Genomic DNA, 23,977 nt, shown 5'->3' with positions numbered 1-23,977 from the left:
ACGCGCGGCGGCGGTGGGCGAGGGCGCCGTGCCCGCCGCCGCGCGTGAGTCGATCAGAGCAGGTTCAGCGTGACGTCGATGTTGTTGCGGGTGGCCTTCGAATACGGGCAGGCCTGGTGCGCCGCGTCGACCAGCGACTGCGCCACCTCGCGATCGAGGCCCGGCAGGCTGACGTTCAGGCGGGCCTGGATGAAGTACTGCTCGTCGCGGGTGCCGAGGTCGATCTCGGTATCGACCGACACGTCGGCCGGCACCTTGACGCCCTGGCTGCGCGCCACGGCCTGCATCGCGCCGATGAAGCAGGCCGACCAGCCGGCGGCCAGCAGTTGCTCCGGGTTGGTGCCGGCGCCGCTGCTGCCCGGGGGCGACAGGCGCACGTCCAGCCGGCCGTCATCGCTGCGCGAGGCACCGTCGCGGCCGCCGGTGGTGTGGGTCTTGCCGGTGTACAGAACCTTGTCGATCTTGCTCATGGTGTGCTCCTGGTGGTGTAGTTCAGTGGTGTCGCGCATCGCCGCCGATATCAATCGGATGCGATGCGATCGTGCGATCAGTAATTCATGCCTTGCTGGACTCGAATCGTGCGGCCTGGCTTTCCTGCCCTGTCGCGCGGCTTCCCGCGTCCCGTTCGGCATGACGAGATTGGAACATCGGCACTTGTCCGCTTTGTTTCGCGGCGGGCCCGAATTGCATGTGCATGTATCGTCGATCGAGCCGGATACAGTGCGATACAAGCCGGCTGCCGGCGCGGTGCGCTGTGCCTGGCGCGCGCTTACTCGACGGCGGCCACCGCCTGCTCGATCACGCGCGCCACGTCGGCCGGACGCGAGCGTTGCGGCACGTGGCTGGTCGGCAGCTCGGTGATCTTCGCGCCGATCGCCTTGGCCATCGAGCGTTCCAGCGAGGGCGGAATCATCCGGTCGTGCTGGCTGACGATGTAGTACGAGGGCTTGTCGTGCCAGGCGGCGCTCGAGACCGCCTCGCCGAACGCGCTGCCCTTGATCGGACCTTGGGTGGCGGCCATCACGCGCGCCTCGCGGGCCGGCACGTCCTGCGCGAAGTCCTCGGCCACCGCCTGCGCCGGCAGGCTCAGCCAGCCCTGGCTGTCGGCTTCCACGCGGGCGATGCCGGGCGACTTGGGCGCGTCCTTCGAGACGTCGGCCACCGATTGGCCCGCGTCGGGCGCGAAGGCCGCCACGTACACCAGGCTCGCCACCTTGTCGTCGCGGCCGGCCTCGGTGATTACCGTGCCGCCCCAGGAGTGGCCGACCAGCACCACCTTGCCCGGCTGCTTGTCGATCGCGCGCGTCGCGGCGGCCACGTCGCCGGCCAGCGAGTCGAGCGGGTTCTGCACCACGGTGACGTGGATGCCCTTGTCCTGCAGCAGCGGCACCACCTTGGCCCAGTCCGAGCCGTCGGCGAAGGCGCCGTGGACGATCACCACGGAGGCGGCGGGTTCGGCCGCGGCGGCGGCTGCCGAAAAGCCGGCCAGGCCAGTGGCAAGGCCGAAACCGGCGATCAGGGCTGCGATAGAATGGCGCTTCATGACGATCTCCTGGGTAAGTGGTGCGAGTCGCGATATCGGCTCGACTGGTAGCCAGTGTCGTGGTTGGCGCCTCGCGCCGGTATCGGTCGATCGACCGACCCGGTCGCCCGGGCCGCCGGGCCGTCCTCATGGCGCCGTTCGCGCCTCGATCCGAACCTTCCTCCCGCCATCCCGATCACGATGTCCGCAAGCACGGCAAGCCTCACCGACGCGATCCTCGCGCTGGCCTTCGTCGGCGACCTCAGCATGGGCCGCTCGACCGATCATTCGCGCCGCACCGCCTGCCTGGCCGGCTGGCTGGCCGCCGAGGCCGGCGCCGGCCCCGAGGCGCAGAACCATGCGCGCGCCGCCGCGATGCTGCGCTGGTCCGGCTGCACCGCCAACGCGAGCGGTTTCGCCGACCTGCTCGGCGACGACGTGGCCTCGCGCGAGGCGATGATGGCGCAGCGCCTGCCGCCGATGAGCGCGCAGATGCATTCGCTGATCGTGCCGCTGGCGCTGATCCACTGCGAGATCTCCGGCGACATCGCGGTCACGCTCGGCATGCCGGCCGGGGTGGTGCTGACGCTGAGGCGCATCTTCGAGCGCCACGACGGCAAGGGCATGCCCGAGGGACTCGACGGCGACGCGGTGCCGTCCACCGTCTATTTCGTCAATCTCGCCAGCGACCTGGAAATCCTCGCCCGCGCGCACGGCCGCGAAGCGGCGCTCGCCTATCTGCGCGCGCAGGGCGGCGCGAAGTATCCCGCCGCGCTGGCCGAGCTCTGCATCGCCCATGCCGAAGCCTGGCTCGACACGCTCGATGCCGGCGAACCCGACACCGCCGGCTGGCGCCTGGCCGACCAGCAGGACACGGCCGACGTGGCGCTGAGCCTGCTGGCCGACGTCACCGAGCTGAAGCTGCCCTGGCTGGCCGGGTATGCGCGCCGCGTGGCCAGCCTGGCCTCGCGCGCGGCGGCACGGCTCGGCCTCGATGCCGCGATCGGCGCCGAGCTGGAGGCGGCCGCGCTGCTGCACGGCATCGGCCGCGCGGCGCTGCCGAACCGGCTCTGGGATACGCCGGGGCGCCTGTCGAGCGACCAATGGGAGCAGGTGCGGCTGGTGCCGTACTGGAGCGCGCGCGCGGCGCAGCAGATCGGCGGCCTGCGCGGCGCGGCGGGGCTGGCCTCGCATGCCTACGAGCGGCTCGACGGCAGCGGCTATTTCCGCGGCCTGTCGGGCACGGCGCTGGACGTGCCGCAGCGCCTGCTGGCCGGCGCGGTGGCCTGCCAGGCGCTGCTCGACGCGCGGCCCTGGCGCGCCGCGCATTCGATCGACGCGGCGGCCGGCCTGCTGCAGGCCGAGGCTGCGGCCGGGCGCTTCGATCCCGAGGTGATCGCGGCCGTGGTGGAGACCGCGGGCGGCCCCGCGCCGGCACCCAGGCGGCCCGCCACGCCGCTGCTGTCGCCGCGCGAGATCGAGGTGCTGCGCCAGATCAGCGGTGGCCTGAGCAACAAGGAAGCGGCGCGCGTGCTGGCGTTGAGCCCGAGCACGGTGCGCACGCATGTCGAGAGCATCTTCCGCAAGCTCGACTGCTCGACGCGCGCGGCCGCCACCCTCAAGGCGCTGACCACCGGGCTGCTGTAAAGCCAAAGGCGCCCGCATCCGAGCTGACGGATGCGGGCGCCTTGGCGCGGACAACTTCGAAAAAGGCCGGGCCGCCGGCCGCCACGCACACGGGTTGCGCGGCGGCCGGCGGCCCGGCGCGCTTCAGGCGGCCGCCGCCTGGGCGCGCCTGGCCGGCGTCAGCGCCGACACCACCAGGGTCACGACGATGTTGATCGCCAGCGCGATCAGGCCGATGTAGAGCGTCCACGAGGCCGAGCCGAGGTGCAGCGTGTAGACCGGCTTCAGGCCCTGCGAGGCGGCCAGCGAGGTGCCGACCACGATCCCCGCCAGCCAGCCCAGCAGCAGGCCCGTCGTGCTCAGGCGGCGCGTGTAGAGCGAGAACACCACGGCCGGCAGGATCTGCAGGATCCACATCCCGCCCAGCAGTTGCAGGTCGATCGCGTACTGCGTGGGCAGCACCACGATGAAGATCAGCGCGCCGAACTTCACCAGCAGCGAGACCAGCTTGGCCGTCGAGGCCTCGCCGGCCGCCGACTGGTTCGGCGAGACCAGCGGGCGCCACAGATTGCGCGTGAACAGGTTGGCCGCGCCGATCGACATGATCGCGGCCGGCACCAGCGCGCTGATCGCGATCGCGGCGGCGGCGAAGCCGACGAACCACGACGGGAACAGCGTGTGGAACAGGGCCGGCACCACGTCGGTGGGCGAGCTCACGTGGATGTCGGCGGCGATCGCCATGTAGCCGAGCAGGGCGATCAGGCCGAGCAGCAGCGTGTAGGCCGGCAGGAAGATCGCGTTCTTCTTGACGGTGGCCGCCGAGCCCGAGGCCAGCACGCCCGTCATGGTGTGCGGATACATGAAGGCGGCCAGCGCCGAGCCCAGCGCGAGCGAGGCGTAGGCGGTGAACTGCGTCGGCTTGAGCAGGATGCCGGTGGGCCCGCCCTTGGCCGCGAAGTGCGCGTCGGCCAGTTCGAACACGTGCGCGTAGCCGCCGAGCTTCACCGGGATCAGGCAGACCGCCGCGATCACCACGATGTAGATCATGATGTCCTTCACGAAGGCGATCATCGCCGGCGCGCGCAGGCCGCTCGTATAGGTGTAGAGCGCGAGGATCAGGAAGGCGATCACCAGCGGCAGCTCGCCGCTCACGCCCAGGCCCTTGATCACCACCTGCATGCCCACCAGTTGCAGCGCGATGTAGGGCATGGTGGCGACGATGCCGGTGACGGCGACCGCGGCCGGCAGCAGCTTGCCGCCGAACTCGCCGTGCACGTAGTCGGCCGCCGTGATGTGGCCTTTCGCGTGCGCGATCTTCCAGAGCCGCGGCATCACCGCGAACACGAAGGGATAGACCACGATCGTGTAGGGCAGCGCGAAGAAGCCGTAGGCGCCCACCGCGTAGACCAGGGCCGGGACCGCGATCACCGTGTAGGCGGTATAGAAATCCCCGCCCACCAGGAACCAGGAGATCACGGTGCCGAACTGCCGGCCGCCGAGGCCCCATTCATGCAGCTGGGTGAGGTCGCCGCGCTTCCAGCGCGCGGCCACGAAGCCGAGCACCGTGACCAGCGCGAAGAATGCGATGAAGACGGTCATCGCGACCGGATCGATGGCGATGTTGCCGTTCATTTCTCACTCCGGTAGACGAGGTACAGCAGGACCGAGGTGACCGGCACCCACAGCAGTTGATACCAGTAGAACATCGGCAAGCCGGCGAAGGCGGGCTTGCCGTAGTTGTAGAACGGCAGCCACAGCAGGGCGGCATACGGAATCAGCAGCGCGACCCAGACCCATAGCGGTTTCCGTTTGCGTGCATCGTCTTGAGGGCTGTCAGCCATCGGTCTCTCCTCCAGGTGTGGTGGGCATTCGTCATCGATTTATTGCAACGCCGCCGTGCCTTTGGCAAGGCGCCCCGGGGCATGGCGCGCGGCGTGGCGGGCATGATTGTGAGCCATTCCGAAATAGCTTGCAGCAGGCAAACGATCCTCTTCGCCGTGATCCCTCGTCATCCTGACCAAATCCTTTCAATTTGCTTTTGATGCTTACGGCGGGCGCCGGATGCGGCCAGTGTAAGGGGCCCACGTGTATCCGGACGCGGCGATTTTGATTCGCTATGTGTCGTGTTCCGGCATGGACACACTGCGATACAAAGCGGCTTGCGGGCTCCGCTATAAATGCGGCCAGACGTTCGCTGCATCGCATCCGCCAAGGCGGAGCGGGCGGTCGGGCGGATCACTGGGGGGCGTGCCGCAAGGGGGCGCGACTCATTCTGCAAAGACGAAACTCGCGTCATTCGCGCGATTCGCATCAAGGAGAACGGAACATGTCGGACAACGTCAATCTGCGGCGCCGTCGCATTCTCGGTACCACGCTGGCCAGCGTCAGCTTGATCGATCTCAGCCTGAGCAGCCTGGCCCAGGCGCAGACGCCCGAGGCCGGCGCGGCCATGCGCGCCGGCAGCGGCAGCGCGGGCTTCTCCGATATCCAGCAGATCAAGGCCGGCGTGCTCGACGTCGGGTATGTCGATGTCGGCCCGAAGACGGGCCCGGTGGTGGTGCTGCTGCACGGCTGGCCCTACGACATCCATTCCTATGCCGAGGTGGCACCGCGCCTGGTGGCGGCCGGCTACCGCGTGATCGTGCCGTACCTGCGCGGCTACGGCTCGACCCGCATCGTGTCCGCCGATACGCCGCGCAACGGCCAGCAGGTCGTGACGGCCGTCGACACCATCGCGCTGCTCGACGCGCTGAAGATCGACAAGGCCGTGTTCGGCGGCTACGACTGGGGCGCGCGCACCGCCGACGTCATCGCGGCGCTGTGGCCCGAGCGCGTGGTCGCGCTGGTGTCGGTGAGCGGTTACCTGATCGGCAGCCAGGCGGCGAACAAGGCGCCGCTGCCGCCGCAAGCCGAGTTCCAGTGGTGGTACCAGTTCTACTTCGCGACCGAGCGCGGCGCGGCCGGCTACGCGGCCAACCGCGATGCCTTCAACAAGCTGATCTGGCAACTGGCCTCGCCCAAGTGGAACTTCGACGACGCCACCTATGCCCGCAGCGCCGCGTCCTTCCATAACGACGACCACGTCGCCGTGGTGATCTCGAACTACCGCTGGCGCCTCGGGCTCGAGCGCGGCGAGGCCAAGTACGACGCGCTGGAACAGCGCCTCGCGGCCGCCCCGTCCATCTCGGTGCCGACCATCACCATGGAAGGCGATGCCAATGGCGCGCCGCACCCGGCGCCGGCCGCCTACGCGAAGAAGTTCACTGGCAAGTATCGCCACCAGACGCTGAGCGGCGGCATCGGCCACAACCTGCCGCAGGAAGCGCCGCAGGCGTTCGCCGAGGCGATCCTGCAAGTGACCAAGCTCTGATGGACGGAGGTGTGTCCATGTCCTTCGCTCGACTGACTTCCAGGCTTGCTGTCGGCGCCTGCCTGCTGTCGGCCTTCGCCGCCCAGGCGGCGCATGCCGACGAGCCGGCGAAACCGGCGGCAGCCTCGGCCGCTTCGCCGATCTACGGCGTGACGATTCCGCCCGGCTACCGCAAGTGGGAAATGATCGCGCCGGCCGAGGAGCCCGCGCCGCTCGACGAGCTGCGCGTGGTGCTCGGCAACCCGATCGCGGTGGCCGCGCTGCAGAAGTCGACGCTGCCGTTCCCGGACGGCACGATCCTCGTCAAGCTGGCCTACAAGCGCAAGCAATCGGAGGAGTCGCCCACCGCGACGGTGGCCGGCAAGGCCACCACCGTGCAGGTGATGGTCAAGGATTCGAAGCGTTATGCCGCCACCGGCGGCTGGGGCTTCGGCCGCTTCATCAACGGCGTGCCGGTGGACGAGGCGCAGCACAAGACCTGCTTCGCCTGTCACCAGGCGCTGGTGAAGAACCACGACTACGTGTTCACGCGGCTCGCGCCCTGAAGGCCGGGCGCAGCGCCGAGTGAATTGAAAGCGCTCCGAAAGTGTTTCGGATTGCTTTCCGTGTTGCTGGGCGTGGTTCGCGTCCTTGCAAGGGCCGGATCTGTAACAGGTTTGTCGCTTCGGTAAGCAAGGGCATCGCCGGTGGACCGGCGCCGGGTCGACCCGCACAATGCGCTTTCCATCGCGACTTGCGTGTCGCGATTCACACGCTCGAATACGGAGTTCGACCATGAAACGTCTGTTGATCACCCTCTCGTGTATCGGCCTGCTCGCGGCAGGCGCCAACGCGAATGCTGCCGGCTGCCTGAAGGGCGCGGCGGTGGGCGGCGTGGCCGGGCATGTGGCCGGCCATCACGCGGTGCTGGGCGCGGCTGCCGGCTGCGCGATCGGCCATCACGAAGCCTCGAAGAAAGCCAAGCAGGAGAAGGCCGCGAGCGCGGCAGCCGCGTCGCATTCCTGATCGGGAAGCGGTTGCGGGATGGTTGCGGGGGCATCGGAATGCGGTTTGATGCCCCCGTGTTGTGTCTTGAGGGGGGCTGCTCCGCGGGGACATGGCTTGGCGTTGGCGGTTGTTCAACTGTGCTGGTTTTCTAAATGAGGCAGTGTCAATGGCGGCAATCGACCCTGAGCGGTCATATAGTTTTCACGTACGCGGCCACTAGTGGTTAAGTTCATCGACGCCCCGCCCGTAGGCGGCGTGTCGGTCCGAAAGACTAACCATTGGGACGGATACTTCCCCTGAACATATCGATTCTTCTCGATTCCTTTTTAGGTAGGAGGTCAGTCGCTTCCGAGGCAAATGGCTTTGGAAGATCGGCACCAGTAGTGATCCTGCTATCGATATACCAGTCCGCACGGTGATGGCCGAGGGCTTTTTCGATGAGAAAGCAGTTAGCCATCGCCCAACTTGAGGTCTTCAACACAACTGCACGTGGTTGCCAAGCAACTTGTCCATCGAAAACGGCCGGTGCAGTAATGTCGTTGGGAAACGCCAACCCCTTGACCGATATTGCGTAAATCGACGCGCCGCACGCTTGCTGAAGAAAGGACTTGAATTCGTTCAACTCGGCAAAGAATCCATTCTTCGACCAGTTCGGCTCGGTCATATAAGAAAGAAGGAGAACCGAATCATTCCAAATGTATCCATGACTGTGTAGCGGGAGGCCATGATTGATCTTTGCCACTGCGCGACTGTGCATCGTCATCATGGCCGATGACCCCTTGCCGGACGCGGCAAGGCTTCTTGTGCCGACGAGATCAAATGCGGTGACTATGCAGGGCGGCCAATTGTCAGAGTTCATGTTTCTTAATGGCTAGGTGGATAAATCGCGCATAATCTCGGGGACGGAAAAAGGAGATTAATTCGCTGGATCGGGAGGCATTGCACTCTCATCGCACGGCGTCGGCGCAAGCTGCAAGTACTTCTGCACGATCTCGATGCCGACTCGTGCTTGTTCGTTCACGAACCACGATAAGGATTGAAACTCAAGCGGGATTCGTAAAAACAGATGTTCGGAAATACGAGACATCTCGTTATCCGAAGCATCTGAGCGTCGCGACAAACCTAAAAACCATGTACCGTCGTTGATAACCGTGGCGCAAAGGCCATGAGCCGAAAATTGGTCCTGCAATTCCTTGAGATCGACGAGAACGACGATGTAAATCTCGCCCTTGATGAAGCGCAGGACATGCTCGGGGTCGATCGACAACGTGAACGGGCAATACGGTATCCAGGCGCATGCTGCCTTGGTCTGATTGAGCAAAAAGGCCACGCACGTTTTGGGAGGCGCCGGTGACAACTGTTCCGGGTCGAAGTCCCCGGAACATACTACATAGTACAGTCCCCGCTCCGGTGAGATCACCACAGCGCCCTCAGTGTACGACCGTTTTATGGCGGAGTTCAGCGCCTCAGTGTGGATAAGTTCGTCGCCGCCGTGAGCGACCCGCCGCACATTCTGAAAGCCGCGGAATTCGTCGGCATGGTCTTCGGCGAAGAATGTTCCAATCGCCTGCAAGTGGCGAAGTTGCCGATCTACCCTCTCGTTCCGATTTTTGCTCGACTTGACTTCGATCATGAACGGGTCGCTGCCAGTCATCAGACAGACGTCACCGTGACGTAGGACGTGTGTGATATCGCACAAGAGAGCGGGTTTGCCGCCAGCGATGGCCGCCCGGACTATTCGCCATTCCATCCGGAAGCCGTCCTTGCCGGTTAAAAAGCCTGCGTCCTCCTTAACGGAATAATCTTCGACGCTGTAGAAGGTGTGTTTTAACGCGAATTTATCGAAATAAATGTGTGCAATACCGTCGCCAAAGCACCGCCAAACGAAGAGAAGGTAGCGGTGTTCGTCGATGCGTTTGTTGGCGGCTTTGATCAGTTCCTTAATCGCCTTCGCCTGTTGCTTTGGTAGGCGGTCGCATGACAATGATTTCTTTCGCTGCGCAATGATCTGCTTCAATCGAAGGGCCGCACGCTCGGTTGCGGTGATCCGACGAACCAATAGACGGTGAAGGTCGAGCAATACCGAGACGTTCGCCGGATCGGCTTTAAGCGCGTGCAGCAGCACGGCGGCTTGTTCCACGTTCGCTTCCTGACGCTCGATCATTCGAAAGCTCCGCGAAATGATTGGAGGGGGCCCACGTTCGGTTCAACTGCTCGGCTTGGCGCTTACTCAAGGCTTGCGGACGACCGCTGCAAGCTGGGAGTTTGGTAGATATCGCCGATTGTCAACGATCCAGGATCTCATGTCGACTGTCCCTTCATGGCCGGCAAGCGACCGCTCGCCGGCCGAGGTACATCAAACCTCGGTTTGCTCCGCCATCTCAAGGGCATCATCGACCTCGATGCCGAGATAGCGAACCGTGCTTTCTAGTTTCGTATGCCCGAGCAGCAGTTGTACTGCCCGAAGATTCTTCGTTCGCCGGTAGATCAGTGAAGCTTTAGTGCGGCGCATAGTGTGGGTACCGTATGCGGTATCGTCGAGTCCAATCGACGCGACCCAGCGATGCACCATTCGGGCGTATTGCCGGGTCGACAGATGCGGTGACGTATGCAACCGGCTTGGAAACAGAAAATCCGCGGCCATCAGCCCTCGCGCTTCGATCCAAGCTTCGAGGCTATCACGGGTCTGTTCCGTGATCTCGAATTGGACCGGCCGCTGGGTCTTCTGCTGCATGACGGTGGCCCTCGCAGCCACGCGGCCTCCGTGACGGACGTCCCGCACCTGCAATCGCGTGAAATCACACGCTCGAAGCTTGCTGTCGATTGCGAGATTGAACATCGCGAGCTCACGGACGTTCGACGCCATCTGAAGCCTCGTCCGGATCGCCCAAATTTCTCGGAGCTTTAGCGGCGGTTTCTGTCCGGTGAGTTTGCCCTTGTTCCATGGCACACGATGGCTAACGGCGACACTTTCGGATTTCATAACAATCTCCTTTCAGGCAAAGGGAGATTGAGTGTGCGCCTACGGACGGTCCCTACCCGACCCTCTTCGGGCGTTGCGACGCGATGTGCCGAGCGACGGGTACGGTCAAAGAGCTGACATCGCGCGATTGCCTGACCAGAAGCGCAATATGACGAAGAATGGCCGGGAGCAGATCGGCGGATTTCGGCGCCCCTGCAGAAAGCAGAAATCGAGGTATGAGATTCGAATGCCAAATCGCTGCCGTGGCGGGCATGAAAATCTCCCGCGGGAACAAATCAATTGCTTTTCGAAGCGCCTCGTTTGGCGCGTGTCGCCCGCTTCTTCTCGCCCGGCGCGACTATCTGGGAGACGTCAAAGGTCTCGATGATCGGCTGCGAGCCCATCGCGGATTGCTCGCGGATTGTGCGAGCGAGCTGGCGCAGGCGCGTGAGGACCGTCTCATACGGGATGAGCGTCTTGCCGCCCTCGAGCAGCCAACCCTCTTTCCGCGCATGCTGATGGACGATAAGGAGGATACCGTGCCGCGCCCCGTCGTTCCGGAGATATTGGCCGCATAGTTGAGTCACCAGTGCCGCTTCAAGCTCCCTGATACTCATGCGGTCGGCCACCTTAATTTCGATTGGCAACTCGACGCCGCTGTGCCGGCTGATCAGGGTAATGTCCGGTTCCTTCTCGCCAGCATAATGCGTCTCGCGCTGGACGGTATAGGCTTCCTTCTGGCGCGCCTCTAGCTGCGTCGCGATCCAGCGCTGGACCGAATTCTCGTCAGGAAGGAGTTTCAGGGTATCGCCCTGCGCGAACTTGCCGTGGATGAGGTCGTGCTGGATAACTTGGATCCGCCGACGTGCGAGCAGCTGAAGATCGCTCGTGGTTGTCGGAGGACGATCGGAGGTGCGTTCAAACGTCATCACGTCCTCGGGTGCCCACGGCGGCAGGACGGCGTCGGCCTCGGCGCGGCGGAGCGCGTGGACGCGCATCCATTTCGGCCGGATCGGGAATTCAGGAATCTGCTCTAGCCGCTTCAAGGCGGCGTGGGTAGCTTCGCCGGGAATCTTGCACAGCCGGTCGAATATCATCTCGCGCGCGTCTTGCGCTTTGTCGCGAAGGTCCGGCGAATAGACAACCCCGTTGGCGCGTTCGACATCCTCGCTTGGCCGCACGCCTTCAAACGCCATGATGAGTAGCTGTTCGAGCCGGGCAACCGAGAGCGTCGTCGGGGAGGTGACCTCGGGATTGAACCGGCTCCCGACCAGACGGGGCAGCAAGGTGCAGCACAGCGCGGCCTTTCTGGGCGGATCGAGTCTAATCATCTTCGCGCGTAGCGCGTCGACAGCTGTGTCTCCCTCGAGCCCGAACAATATGAGCAGATAATAGCCGGCGGAAACGGGATCATGTGTGTCGGTCACGCGGCTGGCGATGGTCTTGTGAAACCCGTCTGCGGTGAACGGCATGGCGCGCAGGAGCACCGACGCGACCTTTTCCAGCATCACCGCGTCGATTTCAGGATTATCCGCAAGCTGATCGATAAGGTCGGGAACGATTAGCCGACCAAGCGACGGATCGGCATATTCGAGCCGGTCCAGCATCCCATGCGCTTGCGGATCGGCTGCGGCGAGCTGCGCTGTCACACCGCGGACTAACGCGGCACGGACCGCCGCAGGGTAAACCGCTGCCAGCGCGGTCAGATAGTCCGGAAAACCGTTGAGCTCGATTATCGCAAGTTGCGCCGCCTGCGCCGCCTGATCGGGACTGAGCGTCCCAACCCAGTTAGGCATGGTCGCGGCGGCGAGCGACAAGCCACCGAGCGCCATGATGTCGAAATTTGTCACGCGTCTCCGTTCGACCGCATCATTGGACAGTGCCACGGACAGCCGGTTATAGGCAAAGGCGATGAGCGCCTCGCCGAACCGCCGGGTCAGCTCGGGTCCAAAGATCGGCGCGACCATGTCGAGGTTGTCGATCGAATAGCAGTTGCGCGAATGCGTCCTCCAAGACAGGAACTTCCAAAGGTGGAACAGGCGGGAGTCGACGGACGCCTCGGTCTGTGGCGACAGATTGTCGAAGACAGTCGGGTCCGCGCGCAGCTCGGCGATGAGATCGACCCAGCTCTTGTCGCGCTCTTCCACCCTCGCCTCGGTGCGTTTTCGCGACTCCTCGAACTTAGCCATCTGCTCGACGTGCTCTGGCGGATCAGGCGGCGGGTTACGCCAAAGCACGAGCTGGGCGGCCATCGCGTCGTTGACAGCGGCAGCGCGCGTGATCTGCTCGGCAATATCGGGATCCTCGTCGAACTGGCGCCACAGGGTGTGAGCACTGCGCAGCGCCACCATCCGATCGCGCTGTTCGGTTCGGTCGCGGATATCCTCGATCAGCCAAGCTAGGTCGTCCTTGGCGAGCGTCACCGGCCAGCCGAGATGCTGGACAAACCAGATGTTGAGATTGTCGGCGTCGGTGACATACGGGTGCGTCCGCAGCAGCTCGATCGTGCGCCAGAAGGAAGTTCGCCGTCGTCCGAGCGACGCCTCAAACAACCTCCCAAGCGCGCGAAAATCACTATCGCCTCCCGAATAGCGGTTCGTTTCGTGCATCAGGAGAATAAGGTCGGTAACCTTGTCAGGAATATCTTCAGGGTGCCATTGCAAGAGCTTAATAGACGCGAGCGCTGCGATCCGGGAAAAAGCCTCGCGGAACGGATGGTCCTGGCCGTCACCCGTAAACTTGCCCGCTCGGGCGACGATCGCGTCGACAAAGGCCCCGACGAGTTCGGGCGTCGAGAGCCGGTCCACGATCTCGCCGTCGATCGGGAGGATCGCCTTCAGGCCGTCGTCCGCCTCGACGCCTACCTGATCGACGAGCATGAAGAATTCGGCGACGGTGATATGCGCTGGGAAGAGCTCAGATAGGCCCTCCAGCACGATGGATCGCGGGAGCGTCGCAACGTTGTCGGCGATGTACCGCGCCAGCCGCTCCTGGTCGCCTGTATCGCCGAGCGCGACGAGCGCCCGCACGCCGAGCAGCTGGGTGATGTCGTCTGTGCTGTCGTCGAAGGCGGCGGTGCGAGCGATTTCAAGCCCGCCCCGTTGCTTGCCATGCCAGATCAGCCGGAGGATGAGATGCCGCGCTTCATCATTTCCGACAGCCCGCTGCCACCAGTCTGGGAAATGCGGATCGAGCGCCGGGTCGGCAAATCGCTGGAGGCTGTCCTCAATAAACCACAACTTCTGGTTGTCGATCGTCTCGAGCTGCGCCAGCGCGGCCCCGAACGCGCGAATGCGCACCGGGATCGGGAGCGAACCGGGATCGCCGTGCCGGACGAGATTGAACGGCGCCCGCGCGATCAGCTCCTCGGCCACTGCGATGTTATCGCCGGCCAGCCAGGCCGAGCATTCGACCATGTCGGGGCGCACGAGGCGATAGCCATAAAGGTCGGCAAACAGGATATCGAAGACCGTTTGGAGCGGGCAATTATGCTGCAGGCGTAAATTGAGCCAGCGCGCCGCTAGATAGCAGCGCAAGGTCCCTTCATTGTCGTTATGCAGGCGTATGCGGCCGAGCGTTGCCGGATCGAACACCGGACGGCCAAGCAGCAGCAAGCGGTTAATGTCGGCCCAGTCTGGGAGGATCGCCTCGATCGGCATTGCGTTCTCCGCTGGCGCACGGTCGAGCCCGCTTGCCGGAACTCGGAGCGAGTCCTTGCCACAGAAGAGAAAGCTGGCCCCGACCCGGTCCAGCGCGTGACCGGCAGTCTTTGCGTCGATCGGGTCGCGCCGCCGACGCCTGGTATCAGGGTCGAGCAAACGCGCGTTTAGGCTTGCCTCGATCATCTGGCGGAGCGTGCCCAGCCGGCCGTGCGTACGCCAATAATCGACCATCCAGCCGAGATCGAGCGGCCGAGCCGCGAAGGTCCACAAATTGCCATGATCGACGGCGGCGAGGAAGGCATCAGCGCTGTCGATCCCGCTGCCGTCGGCGAAGCGCCTAACCTGGTCGCGCTCAAGCGGCTCTAGCACCAGCACGGCAATCGGGTCCGCCGGATCGACCGGCGCCGGTTTTTCCTTGTTGTGTAGTGTGTCGCGCACTTCCTGCTCGAAACCGGGTGCCAATGGCGGTGGCCGATCGGGCATCGCCAGCCACTTTTCCATCGATGCACCGTCGGCGGTCGAGTCCCAGTCGGTGAAGCGGCTGGAGATATAGATATGCGTGCGCTCTTCGTAGCCGGCGATGGAATCAGCGAGGGTGCGGGCGGCTGCGTCGAAATAGACACCTTGGTCGCGCGCTTCGTCGACGGAATCGATAAACAGCCAGCACTCAGCCGTCTCGTCCGCCTTCCACGCCGCAAGACGAGCACGGTCCCCGGGCACGAGTCCGCCCTCCAGTCCGACACGCGCGACGTCATGGACGCTTGCCGTGAAGGCGAATTTGTTGGCTGCTTTGAGCTCGGTACATTGAGTCTGGAACTCGGTCGATTTACCGCTACCCGCCTCGGCGAGGATAACCACGCGGCGCATCTCCAGTAGATCGCGCCAGGATACGTACAGCTTGAAGTCACTACCGAATAATCCGCGGAATGGCCGCTCGTCACTCTCGGTGGCACGTCGAAACCGGCGATTGAGGGAAACGGCGTCGTTGTTCTTCATTGTTGCTGTTCATAGTTCAGTCGACCCGGGCACCATAGACGTTAGCATAAGACAGAAGCAATCACCGACGCTGCTTGGGTTCTGCAAAGCTTGTAGCGAGCAAGTCCGTTGCAGCATTGTGACTGACTCAAAATCGGTGCTCAGCCGTCGTTGATTCTCGTAGTCGCTATGGCCGGTTTTGGCCGAACATGGCCGGCCGACGTTCTGCAATGTGCGGCCGTCGCAGATCGACCCGTTGCAGCCAGTCGACCCGGCGTGACAATTTGGGCAGCTTTCAAGGTACAACGGACGCTCGTTGGGTCGCAGTGGAAGACGGAGGTTCGGCCAGAGCGACTGCTCAGAACCCCAGCGACCGACAACTAAAATGAACCAAGAAGCAAACGTAGCCGGGCAAAGAGTGGGGAGTTCGATCTCATAGTCGGCTATCGACCGATTGCCGTCGGGCGCGTAGCGCTCGGATTCACAATCAATTACCGCTATTTCGAACAGGCTTTCACGATTGCCGCCCCTTGACCATAAACTATTGTTTTACGTGAGCTAAAAAAATGAGCGGAAACGAATCAGGAGTCATTGATGCCTTCAATGACTACATGCGGGAGACTGCCGCAGACAATGGAGTCACCTATCAACCGTTTGCCCTTGGATCAGCAGATAGGGATCTTGCAGATTACTTACTTTCTAGCGAGAGCCGATACGTACTCGTCGAGTTCAAAGACTCGGAAGATGACTTGAACTCCGAGAGAAAGAAGCCTAAACGACTAAAGCTCTGCAAGGCTCTAGAGCACGAACCTTCGATAGCAAAACTTCATGACAGATGTCATTTCATCTCGTGGGCGGGCCAACGAGACAATCGTCTATGGCTGAATATCTACAGACACGAAGTATGCAACTGCAAGCGAATGGGCAAAGAGTGCGGGTTGGCAAAGAAAGAACCGAATAAAGACGAGCGAATTGGCGCTGACACCTTCGCTCAAAGCTTCTTCGCCAAGATAAGCACCAGAGGTGTGGAATTTTCGACCCTTCGTAGTTATGTAGATTGGGTTATCAAACAGCAAGGCGGACAGGAAGACGTAAGTCTTGTCATGCGAGACAAGGGCGTCGCGACGATCAAGAGAGTTGGACTAGATGAGTTGCATCGTGCGCTTCAACAAACACCGCCGCCCAGTCCTCCGGTCGCGTCGAAGCGCCCAAATGCGAAGCATTGATCGACGAGGCGTCGGTTCCATGCTGTGTGGAGCAAGGGCTCGTCGGTTCGAGCATCGCTGTTGCGACTGGTAAGACTGACCATCCCCGTTCGCGCCAGAGCGCAAACGGGGACATAGCTTCGTGCAACTGCCGGACGAGCTTCCGATGCTGAACGACTTCAAAGGCCAATGATCAAGTGCTCGCATTGACATTCAGACGGCCGGTTACGAAGCGGAGCAGACGCCTGAGCGACTTGCCGGCAACGTATGTGACCAGCAGTTTTTGGCCGGAAGGCGCCCTACGTCTCCACGCCCGGGCTCGGCCGGCGGCAGCCGGCCCGAAAGAGATGATGAGGCTGCTCCAAACCAGACACCCATCGCACAACGTTAGTGATCGGTGCTGATTTGAGCAGATCCGCAGGCGATCGGTAGATAGGATGAATGAGATACGTCCCGACTCAACAAAGCATCATCAGGGAACCAGTTTTGCCCATCGATGCGCTTGACGACATGCCAGGCGAGCGAGCCGTTGCGGAGAGTAATCGTCGCGACACCGATTGCTCCAGTCCAGGCCCGGAACCGCACAGTCGCCACGTTGCCAGTGACGGTGCCGGCAATCGATGGACCTCTGCCGGTCAAGTCTCCTTCGTCGACTTTCTGTTGCCCGTACGAGGTAGCAATGTGATATCCGCAAATGCGATTTCCATCCTGAGTGAGCCTGTACAGGGAGAAGAAATCTCCTTCCCCCCGCAGGAACTGTTCTGCGTATGGACTGGTCGCGTTATCGCAGGAATACTTGAACGTCCAATCACCCTCAAATAAACCAGAAGCTTTCGCTGGACACATCGCTGCCAAAGCAAAAATAAGCAGCGTGGCACAAGGCAAAACGAAGAATCGTACTGAGCGGTTTTTACACATCGAGCGGGATTGATGTCGGATAAGATCACGCTGGAGCAGCCCCACGCGCTCCGCACAGCGGCAGCCTCCCCAACGGCTGTCGCACGCAAACATCCCGTCCCTCATCAAATTCATCCAACCCGGCGATTCACGCCCACCGCGCGCCCGCGTCCAACTCAACGCAGGCTCAATTCTTCCAGGAGAGATCGATGACGACGATTGACACCTCGGGCGGCGAGTTCGAGTTCGCCGTATATGCCCCCTACAATTCGAACCCGAACGAACCGCCGGGCGGGCGCATCAACGTGGGCGCCGATACGGCGCTCTGGTTTCGCGCCGAGCGGGACAGCGACAACGTGCGCTTGGTCCAGCTGATCCGGCCGCAGGGACAATGGATCAACGACCGCGAACGGGATCGCGCGGCGAACGGCTGGTCGCTCGACTCCAACAGCTTGTCGCCGTGGTACGGCTCGAATGACCAGGGCGTGCCGCGGCCGATCCGCGACCTGACGCCGAATACCACGCCGGAGTTGCGCGCCTGGATCAAGCAGAACAACATCCAGACCTTGTCCGGCGCGGGCTCGCGGCGCGGCAAGGGCTACCAGCGCGCATGGATCGTCGATACGCCCCGGCACATGGCGGCGCGCGTCGGTGAACTGGTGCAGGTGCGGCTCGTGACGATCGCGGTGGATGTGCAGCACAGCGCCTATCTGGGCGGCGTGGAGTGGGGCTTCAATCTGTCGGAGCCGGGCGTGGCCACGGTGTCGTCCGCGAAGCTCGCGTTCAAGGTGAATCCGGCGGGCGATTATCTGCAGGCGCTCGACAACTGGAACCAGCAGGCCGGCAATACGCCGATCGTGCTGCCGGCCTGAGCGGGATGGGATCCGAGTGCAAGGAAGAGGGGAGGCGGATGCTTGGTGCGGCAGGCATTCGTCCTCTTATCTGCGAGGGAGGTGTTGCTTTGCGAGGTTGCCGCGGGCGCCGGTCCGCCGAGGTTGCTGCCCGTCGATGCCGTAGTGATCGTTCTGCTGGGCGTCTACGCAATCTGGCTGCGTCGGACCCGAAGCCGCAATCCACGATAAGCCCACCCAATAAATCAAGCCTGGCGCTTGCCCCGCCCACCATCAGGCTTACCCGCCGGCTTGCGTGAACCACCCGCAGCCGGCTTCCCGCCAGCCTTCCCACGCGGCTTTTGCATGCTGAACGGGCTGCCGATGGTGTGAATCGTATCCATTCCCGTCACTTCAGCCCTTTGCCCCACCGCCTGCCCGAGCTTCGGCTTCTTCGGTTTTTTCGGCTTCTTGATGAGTTCGCCCGAAGCGCTGGTTTCCGGCACGCGATGCTCGGCTTCAAACCCCGGCTCTTCCTCCCGGCGCAGCGTTTGCCGGATCAGCGCCTCGATCGCCGCCAGTTGCGGCGCCTCGTCCGCGCACACCAGCGACACCGCCACACCGCTCGCACCCGCGCGTCCGGTCCGGCCGATACGATGCACATAGTCCTGCGCCACGATCGGCAGATCGACGTTGATCACCAGCGGCAGATCGTCGATGTCCAGCCCGCGCGCGGCCACGTCGGTGGCCACCAGCATCTGGATCTCGCGCGCCTTGAAGCGCTCCAGCGCACGCAGCCGCGCCGGTTGCGGCTTGTCGCCGTGAATGGTGTCCACCGCGTAACCCGCTTGCTCCAGCACGGCCGCCAGGTAATCCACGCCGTTGCGCGTCTTGGCGAACACCAGCGCATGCTCCCATTTGTTGCGCGCCACCAGATGCATGAACAACTCGGGCTTGTGCCGCTTGTCGACCGTCACCACCCATTGCTTGATCTTGCTGGCGGTCGCGTTGGGCGCGCTCACGCTGATATCGACCGGCTTGCGCAGGATGTTTGCCGCCATGGCGCGGATCTCGTCGCTGAAGGTGGCCGAGAACAGCAAGGTCTGGCGCCGCTCGGGCAGGGCGGCGAACACGGCATCGAGCTCGCGCGCGAAGCCCAGGTCCAGCATGCGATCGGCTTCGTCCAGCACCAGCGTCTGCACCTGGTCGAACTGCACGGCGTTCTGGCGGTTCAGGTCCAGCAGGCGGCCCGGCGTGGCGACCAGCACGTCCACGCCTTTGCGCAGCTTCATCATCTGCGGATTGATGCTCACGCCGCCATAGGCGGCCAGGAAGCGCAGATCGAGGCCCTTGCCGTAGTCGACGAAGCTCTGCAGCAGTTGCTCGGCCAGCTCGCGCGTGGGCACCAGCACCAGCACGCGCGCGCGATTGCTGGCCACTGCCGGGCCGTGTTGCACCAGCCGCTGCAACAGCGGCAAGGCGAAGCCCGCCGTCTTGCCGGTGCCGGTCTGCGCCGCAGCCATCACGTCCTTGCCGCCGAGCACGGCGGGGATCGCCTTGGCCTGCACCGGCGTGGGTGTCTGGTAGTTGAGTTCCTGCAGGTTGCGCAGCAACGGAGCGATCAGGCCGAGCGAGGCGAAGGACATGGACATATTCCGGACGAAAACGCTAATTCTAGCGGTTGCCGAGGTGATCGCGCCAAGCGGTTCGACCGGAGGATGGCGTCGTACTGCCTGGCGATGATCCGCAGGCGCGTCGGATCCCCGAGCGCGGCGAATACCGGTGCCGCGCCGGAAAGCTGCGCGGCGGCGGGCATCGACGCGCGCCTCTGCCGAACGCCGCTCGAGGTATTGCTCGACGGGGTTCACCCGCCGCGCCGGCGCTCCGCCGGCATGCCGAGCATCTGCGGCAGCCGCGTCCCGAGAAAATCGATGAAGGTGCGCAGCCGCGCCGAGAGCTGGTTGCGCTCCAGGTAGACCGCGTAGATATCGGCATTGGGCAGGCTCCAGTCGGCCAGCAGCGGCATCAGCGAACCCTCGCGCAGCAGCGCATCGATTTCCCATTGCGAGCGGATCGTCACGCCGTGCCCGTCGAGCGCCCATTTCAGTACCGCCGCGCCGTCGTTGCTGCTGAGCGGGCCGCGCACCTTCACGGTTTCCTCCTGGCTGCCGCGCGTGAAGTGCCAGCTTCCATAAGCGGAATCGTTCTCGCGCAGCACCAGGCAGGGATGCTGCGCCAGCTCGCGCGGCGTGCGCGGCGTGCCGTGTCGCGCCAGGTAGGCCGGCGCCGCGCAGACGATGCGCCGGTTGCGCAGCAGCCGCCTGGCGTTGATGCGCGCCTCGGGCACGTCGCCGAAGCGGATGCCGACGTCGAAAGCCTGTTCCTGCAGGCTCAGCGGCCGGTCGGTCAATTGCAGCTGGATCTCCATCGAGGGATGGCGGGCGACGAATTCGGAAATCGCCGCGGCCACCCAGGTGCGACCGAAACCGAACGAGGCGTTGACGCGCAGCAGCCCGGCCGGCGCCGCGCGGCTGCGGCTCACCAGTTGCTCGAGCTCGGCCAGCTCGGCGAGGATCCGCGAGCCGTTGTTCAGGTACAGCTCGCCCTCGGTGGTCACGCTGATCTGGCGCGTGGTGCGGTTGAGCAGGCGCACGCCCAGCCGCAGCTCGATCTGCTTGAGGCGCTTGCTGACCGAGGGCGGCGTCACGCCCAGCTCGCGCGCGGCCGCGCTGAGGCTGCCCTGACGCACCACCAGCTCGAACAGCGCGAGATCGGAGATCGCGTCCATTTGTTCCCTCAAGTTAATACCGGTTTGCTTTCGCCGATACCATGGCGTTCAAGGCAGCAATTAGACTACAAAAAACGCTGGAGGAACCATGTTCGACGACTTCGAATCCGTCTCGGTGGAGACCGACGGAACCCATATCCAGGCCTGGAAGGGCGGCACCGGCCCCGCGCTGTTGCTGCTGCACGGGCATCCGCAGACGCGCGCGATCTGGCATCGCGTCGCGCCGGTGCTGGCCCGGCACTTCACGGTGGTGGCCGCCGACCTGCGCGGCTACGGCGACAGCGGCAAGCCCGCCGGCCTGCCCGATCACGCGAACTATTCAAAACGGCGCATGGCGCAGGACCAGGTGGACCTGATGCGCGCGCTCGGTTTCGAGCGCTTCGACGTGCTGTCGCACGATCGCGGCGCGCGCGTGGCGGTGCGCCTGGCGCTGGACCATCCCGAGGCGGTGCGCCGGCTGGTGACGCTCGACATCGCGCCGACCCTGGCGATGTACGAGCAGACCTCGTTCGCCTTCGCGCGCGCCTACTGGCACTGGTTCTTCCTGGTGCGCCCGGCGCCGTTCCCGGAAACGCTGATCGAGGCCGACCCGGACCTCTACCTGAAGCAGACCATCGGCGCGCGCAGCGCGGGGCTCAAGCCCTTCACGCCGCAAGCCTATGCCGAATACCTGCGCTGCCTGTCCGCACCGGGCACCGCGCACGGCATCTGCGAGGACTACCGCGCCTCGATCACGATCGACCTCGAACACGACCGCGCCGACCTGGCCGCGGGCCGCAAGCTGGCCTGCCCGATGCTCGCGCTGTGGGGCGCCGAGGGCGTGATCGGCCAGTGCTTCGATCCGCTGGCCGAATGGCGTCGCTGGTCGGATGCGGTGACGGGGCACGCCTTGCCCTGCGGCCACTACATCCCCGAGGAAGCGCCCGAGGCGCTGCTCGACGCGGCCTTGCCGTTCCTGCGCGGCTGAACACGAAGCCGGCGCGGCCCACGCGCCGCGACCCATCACACCCACGATACGAAAGGAGCCGGGATGGCGATCCGGACGCTGTACCAGAAACTGGTCGATTCGCACACGGTCGAGCCGCTCGACGCGGACAACGTGCTGCTCTATGTCGACCTGCACCTGATGAACGAATACACCAGCCCGCAGGCCTTTGCCGGGCTCGACGCGAAGGGCCGCGCGGTGCGCCGGCCCAGGCAGCAGGTGGCGGTGGTCAGCCACATCATCCCGACCCACGCCGAGCGCCCGCGCGTGATCCTCGACGCGGATTCGGCCAATCAGGCCAGCAATCTCGCGCGCAACTGCGAGCGCGCCGGGATCCGCCTGTTCGGCACCAACGACCCCGACCAGGGCATCGAGCACGTGGTCGCGCCCGAGCATGGCTTGGTGCGGCCCGGCATGGTGATCCTGTGCGGCGACAGCCATACCACCACCTACGGCGCGCTGGGCGCGCTCGGTTTCGGCATCGGCACCTCCGAGGTCGAGCACGTGCTGGCGACGCAGACCCTGGTCTACCGGCTGGCGCGTACCATGCGCATCGTGATCGACGGCGAACTGCCCTTCGGCACCTCCTCGAAGGACCTGGTGATCTGGCTGGTGGCGCGCATCGGCGCGCAGGGCGCGCGCGGCTACGCGGTGGAATACGCGGGCACCACCATCGACGCGCTGTCGGCCGAGGCGCGCATGACGCTCTGCAACATGACCGTCGAGGCCGGCGCGCGCGCCGCACTGATCGCCCCCGACGCGACCACCTTCGACTACGTGCGCGCGCATACGCGCTTCGACGAGGCGCAATGGGCGGCCGCCCGCGCCGACTGGCAGGCGCTGGCCAGCGACGTGGGCGCCGTGTTCGATGCCGAGCACCGCTTCGACGCGGCCGAGGTGGCGCCCTTCGTGACCTGGGGCACCAGCCCCGATCAGGCGATCGCGATCGACGCGCTGCTGCCGGCCGCCGAGGAGCAGGCCACGCCGAGCGAGGCCGAATCGACACGCCGCGCGCTCGACTACATCGGCCTGGCGGCGCGCGAGCCGATTGCCGGCACGCCGATCGACCGCGTCTTCATCGGCTCCTGCACCAACGGCCGCATCGAGGACCTGCGCACGGTGGCCGGCATCGTGCGGGGCCGGCGCGTGGCGGCCGGCGTGCGCGCGATGGTGGTGCCGGGCTCGGGGCGCGTGCGCCGCCAGGCCGAGGCCGAGGGCATCGCGCGCGTGCTGATCGAGGCCGGCTTCGAATGGCGCGAGCCGGGCTGCTCGATGTGCCTGGCGATGAACGACGATTTCCTGGCCGACGGCGAGCGCTGCGCCTCGACCACCAACCGCAACTTCGAGGGGCGGCAGGGCCGTGGCGGCCGCACCCACCTGATGAGCCCCGCGATGGCGGCCGCCGCCGCGCTGACCGGCCGCATCACCGACATCCGCACCCTGGAGCGCTGAGATGAGCCTGCTGACCACCATCGAGGGCCGCGCCTTGCCGCTGCCGATCGAGAACCTCGACACCGACCAGATCATGCCCAAGCAGTTCCTGCGCGGCATCGACAAGGCCGGCCTCGCGCGCGGGCTGCTGTACGACCTGCGCTACGACGCGCAGGGCGTCGCGCGCCAGGATTCGGTGCTGAACGACGCGCGTTACGAAGGCGCCGCCGTGCTGCTGGGCGGCGCCAACTTCGGCTGCGGCTCGAGCCGCGAGCACGCGGTCTGGGGCCTGCTGCAATACGGCTTCGCGGCCGTGATCGCGCCGAGCTTCGCCGAGATCTTCTACTCGAACGCGATGAACAACCGTCTGCTGCTGGTGGCGCTGCCGCGCGAGCAGGTGGATGCGCTGACGGCCGACGCGCGGGCGAACCCGCAAGGCAGCCTGCGCATCGACCTGGAGGCGCAGACGGTGCACTCGGCCAGCGGGCGCAGCTATGCCTTTCCGCTTGGCGCGCGCCACAAGCGGATGGTGATCGACGGCCTCGACACCATCGACCTGACGTTGTCGATGCGGGACCGTATCGAGGCCTTCGAGCAGGCGCATCGCGCGGCGCGCCCCTGGGCGCTGATCGACGCCACCCAGGCAAGCGCCGCGGCCTGAGCGCCGCGGCATCCGTCGCTGCCCGCGCTACCGGGCAGCAGGCGGCTGCGCATCCAGCCGGCCGCCGGTTTTTCCG

General features: G+C 64.6%; 20 protein-coding genes. 9 read left to right on the top strand and 11 right to left on the bottom strand.

Annotated features, from left to right (window positions below):
* Positions 1-53: 53 nt before the first annotated feature.
* The gene (locus FB600_RS01665; protein ID WP_096752867.1) at positions 54-470 is read right to left on the bottom strand and encodes an organic hydroperoxide resistance protein; all 417 of its coding nucleotides are present in this window, start codon (positions 468-470) and stop codon (positions 54-56) included.
* 299 nt (positions 471-769) lie between these two features.
* Entirely contained in the window at positions 770-1,543 is a 774-nt protein-coding gene (locus FB600_RS01660) for an alpha/beta fold hydrolase (protein ID WP_096751294.1), read from the bottom strand.
* Positions 1,544-1,723: 180 nt separating this feature from the next.
* On the opposite strand from FB600_RS01660, the gene FB600_RS01655 reads away from it, so the two are divergent.
* Positions 1,724-3,169 (top strand): HD domain-containing phosphohydrolase, encoded by a 1,446-nt coding sequence (locus FB600_RS01655; protein ID WP_098183037.1) that lies wholly within the window; start codon positions 1,724-1,726, stop codon positions 3,167-3,169.
* A gap of 123 nt (positions 3,170-3,292) precedes the next feature.
* Here FB600_RS01655 and mctP read toward each other — a convergent pair whose 3' ends face one another.
* Complete coding sequence (gene mctP, locus FB600_RS01650; protein WP_098183036.1) at positions 3,293-4,780, bottom strand: monocarboxylate uptake permease MctP; 1,488 nt, start codon at positions 4,778-4,780, stop codon at positions 3,293-3,295.
* On the bottom strand, positions 4,777-4,989 hold the full coding sequence (locus FB600_RS01645; RefSeq protein WP_013690491.1) for a DUF3311 domain-containing protein: 213 nt from the start codon (positions 4,987-4,989) through the stop codon (positions 4,777-4,779). The genes mctP and FB600_RS01645 overlap by 4 nt, the downstream gene beginning before the upstream one ends.
* Positions 4,990-5,474: 485 nt before the next feature.
* On the opposite strand from FB600_RS01645, the gene FB600_RS01640 reads away from it, so the two are divergent.
* The 3 genes from FB600_RS01640 (at position 5,475) to FB600_RS01630 (ending at position 7,523) form a co-directional block, all read left to right on the top strand.
* The gene (locus FB600_RS01640) at positions 5,475-6,518 is read left to right on the top strand and encodes an alpha/beta fold hydrolase (protein ID WP_036037767.1); all 1,044 of its coding nucleotides are present in this window, start codon (positions 5,475-5,477) and stop codon (positions 6,516-6,518) included.
* Positions 6,519-6,535: 17 nt separating this feature from the next.
* Entirely contained in the window at positions 6,536-7,063 is a 528-nt protein-coding gene (locus FB600_RS01635) for a cytochrome P460 family protein (protein ID WP_017920613.1), read from the top strand.
* 229 nt (positions 7,064-7,292) lie between these two features.
* A complete protein-coding gene (locus FB600_RS01630; protein WP_017920612.1) occupies positions 7,293-7,523 on the top strand; it encodes a glycine zipper 2TM domain protein in 231 nt (76 codons plus the stop codon).
* Positions 7,524-7,776: 253 nt separating this feature from the next.
* On the opposite strand, the gene FB600_RS01625 is transcribed toward FB600_RS01630, so the two are convergent.
* The 4 genes from FB600_RS01625 to FB600_RS37580 all read right to left on the bottom strand — a co-directional run bounded on the left by FB600_RS01625 (position 7,777) and on the right by FB600_RS37580 (position 15,125).
* Positions 7,777-8,364 carry a hypothetical protein gene (locus FB600_RS01625; RefSeq protein ID WP_145756134.1) on the bottom strand — a complete coding sequence of 196 codons (588 nt, stop codon included), beginning with the start codon at positions 8,362-8,364 and terminating at the stop codon, positions 7,777-7,779.
* Between the two features lie 57 nt (positions 8,365-8,421).
* Positions 8,422-9,669 carry a hypothetical protein gene (locus tag FB600_RS01620; protein ID WP_145756133.1) on the bottom strand — a complete coding sequence of 416 codons (1,248 nt, stop codon included), beginning with the start codon at positions 9,667-9,669 and terminating at the stop codon, positions 8,422-8,424.
* A 192-nt stretch (positions 9,670-9,861) separates the two neighbouring features.
* Positions 9,862-10,488, bottom strand: coding sequence for a tyrosine-type recombinase/integrase (locus tag FB600_RS01615; protein ID WP_145756132.1), 627 nt, complete (start codon positions 10,486-10,488; stop codon positions 9,862-9,864).
* A gap of 275 nt (positions 10,489-10,763) precedes the next feature.
* On the bottom strand, positions 10,764-15,125 hold the full coding sequence (locus tag FB600_RS37580; protein ID WP_244123770.1) for a hypothetical protein: 4,362 nt from the start codon (positions 15,123-15,125) through the stop codon (positions 10,764-10,766).
* 545 nt (positions 15,126-15,670) lie between these two features.
* Here FB600_RS37580 and FB600_RS01605 point away from each other — a divergent pair.
* Positions 15,671-16,330, top strand: a complete 660-nt coding sequence (locus FB600_RS01605) for a hypothetical protein (RefSeq protein WP_145756131.1) — start codon at positions 15,671-15,673, stop codon at positions 16,328-16,330.
* Positions 16,331-16,696: 366 nt separating this feature from the next.
* Here FB600_RS01605 and FB600_RS01600 read toward each other — a convergent pair whose 3' ends face one another.
* Complete coding sequence (locus tag FB600_RS01600) at positions 16,697-17,272, bottom strand: hypothetical protein (RefSeq protein ID WP_127840933.1); 576 nt, start codon at positions 17,270-17,272, stop codon at positions 16,697-16,699.
* 143 nt (positions 17,273-17,415) lie between these two features.
* Here FB600_RS01600 and FB600_RS01595 point away from each other — a divergent pair, with 143 nt between their 5' ends.
* Positions 17,416-18,078, top strand: coding sequence for a hypothetical protein (locus tag FB600_RS01595; RefSeq protein ID WP_025100254.1), 663 nt, complete (start codon positions 17,416-17,418; stop codon positions 18,076-18,078).
* A gap of 224 nt (positions 18,079-18,302) precedes the next feature.
* Here the strand turns inward: FB600_RS01595 and FB600_RS01590 are convergent, their stop codons facing one another.
* Both FB600_RS01590 and FB600_RS01580 read right to left on the bottom strand, forming a co-directional pair.
* Positions 18,303-19,682 (bottom strand): DEAD/DEAH box helicase, encoded by a 1,380-nt coding sequence (locus tag FB600_RS01590; RefSeq protein WP_145756130.1) that lies wholly within the window; start codon positions 19,680-19,682, stop codon positions 18,303-18,305.
* A 218-nt stretch (positions 19,683-19,900) separates the two neighbouring features.
* On the bottom strand, positions 19,901-20,824 hold the full coding sequence (locus FB600_RS01580; protein ID WP_013690481.1) for a LysR family transcriptional regulator: 924 nt from the start codon (positions 20,822-20,824) through the stop codon (positions 19,901-19,903).
* 88 nt (positions 20,825-20,912) lie between these two features.
* On the opposite strand from FB600_RS01580, the gene FB600_RS01575 reads away from it, so the two are divergent.
* The 3 genes from FB600_RS01575 (at position 20,913) to leuD (ending at position 23,901) form a co-directional block, all read left to right on the top strand.
* On the top strand, positions 20,913-21,791 hold the full coding sequence (locus tag FB600_RS01575; protein ID WP_013690480.1) for an alpha/beta fold hydrolase: 879 nt from the start codon (positions 20,913-20,915) through the stop codon (positions 21,789-21,791).
* A gap of 63 nt (positions 21,792-21,854) precedes the next feature.
* A complete protein-coding gene (gene leuC / locus FB600_RS01570; protein WP_123037966.1) occupies positions 21,855-23,261 on the top strand; it encodes a 3-isopropylmalate dehydratase large subunit in 1,407 nt (468 codons plus the stop codon).
* Between the two features lies 1 nt (position 23,262).
* Complete coding sequence (leuD, locus tag FB600_RS01565; RefSeq protein ID WP_145756129.1) at positions 23,263-23,901, top strand: 3-isopropylmalate dehydratase small subunit; 639 nt, start codon at positions 23,263-23,265, stop codon at positions 23,899-23,901.
* Positions 23,902-23,977: the final 76 nt, after the last annotated feature.

It is taken from the genome of Burkholderia sp. SJZ089, assembly GCF_007828315.1.
GTDB lineage: Bacteria > Pseudomonadota > Gammaproteobacteria > Burkholderiales > Burkholderiaceae > Burkholderia > Burkholderia gladioli.
This window is presented reverse-complemented; position numbering and strand designations above follow the sequence as displayed.

Bases quoted from the DNA above. Each gene is read 5' to 3' on its own strand.
- FB600_RS01665 (WP_096752867.1), bottom strand. From the start codon at position 470: ATGAGCAAGATCGACAAGGTTCTGTACACCGGCAAGACCCACACCACC.
- FB600_RS01660 (WP_096751294.1), bottom strand. From the start codon at position 1,543: ATGAAGCGCCATTCTATCGCAGCCCTGATCGCCGGTTTCGGCCTTGCC.
- FB600_RS01655 (WP_098183037.1), top strand. From the start codon at position 1,724: ATGTCCGCAAGCACGGCAAGCCTCACCGACGCGATCCTCGCGCTGGCC.
- mctP (WP_098183036.1), bottom strand. From the start codon at position 4,780: ATGAACGGCAACATCGCCATCGATCCGGTCGCGATGACCGTCTTCATC.
- FB600_RS01645 (WP_013690491.1), bottom strand. From the start codon at position 4,989: ATGGCTGACAGCCCTCAAGACGATGCACGCAAACGGAAACCGCTATGG.
- FB600_RS01640 (WP_036037767.1), top strand. From the start codon at position 5,475: ATGTCGGACAACGTCAATCTGCGGCGCCGTCGCATTCTCGGTACCACG.
- FB600_RS01635 (WP_017920613.1), top strand. From the start codon at position 6,536: ATGTCCTTCGCTCGACTGACTTCCAGGCTTGCTGTCGGCGCCTGCCTG.
- FB600_RS01630 (WP_017920612.1), top strand. From the start codon at position 7,293: ATGAAACGTCTGTTGATCACCCTCTCGTGTATCGGCCTGCTCGCGGCA.
- FB600_RS01625 (WP_145756134.1), bottom strand. From the start codon at position 8,364: ATGAACTCTGACAATTGGCCGCCCTGCATAGTCACCGCATTTGATCTC.
- FB600_RS01620 (WP_145756133.1), bottom strand. From the start codon at position 9,669: ATGATCGAGCGTCAGGAAGCGAACGTGGAACAAGCCGCCGTGCTGCTG.
- FB600_RS01615 (WP_145756132.1), bottom strand. From the start codon at position 10,488: ATGAAATCCGAAAGTGTCGCCGTTAGCCATCGTGTGCCATGGAACAAG.
- FB600_RS37580 (WP_244123770.1), bottom strand. From the start codon at position 15,125: ATGAAGAACAACGACGCCGTTTCCCTCAATCGCCGGTTTCGACGTGCC.
- FB600_RS01605 (WP_145756131.1), top strand. From the start codon at position 15,671: ATGAGCGGAAACGAATCAGGAGTCATTGATGCCTTCAATGACTACATG.
- FB600_RS01595 (WP_025100254.1), top strand. From the start codon at position 17,416: ATGACGACGATTGACACCTCGGGCGGCGAGTTCGAGTTCGCCGTATAT.
- FB600_RS01590 (WP_145756130.1), bottom strand. From the start codon at position 19,682: ATGTCCTTCGCCTCGCTCGGCCTGATCGCTCCGTTGCTGCGCAACCTG.
- FB600_RS01580 (WP_013690481.1), bottom strand. From the start codon at position 20,824: ATGGACGCGATCTCCGATCTCGCGCTGTTCGAGCTGGTGGTGCGTCAG.
- FB600_RS01575 (WP_013690480.1), top strand. From the start codon at position 20,913: ATGTTCGACGACTTCGAATCCGTCTCGGTGGAGACCGACGGAACCCAT.
- leuC (WP_123037966.1), top strand. From the start codon at position 21,855: ATGGCGATCCGGACGCTGTACCAGAAACTGGTCGATTCGCACACGGTC.
- leuD (WP_145756129.1), top strand. From the start codon at position 23,263: ATGAGCCTGCTGACCACCATCGAGGGCCGCGCCTTGCCGCTGCCGATC.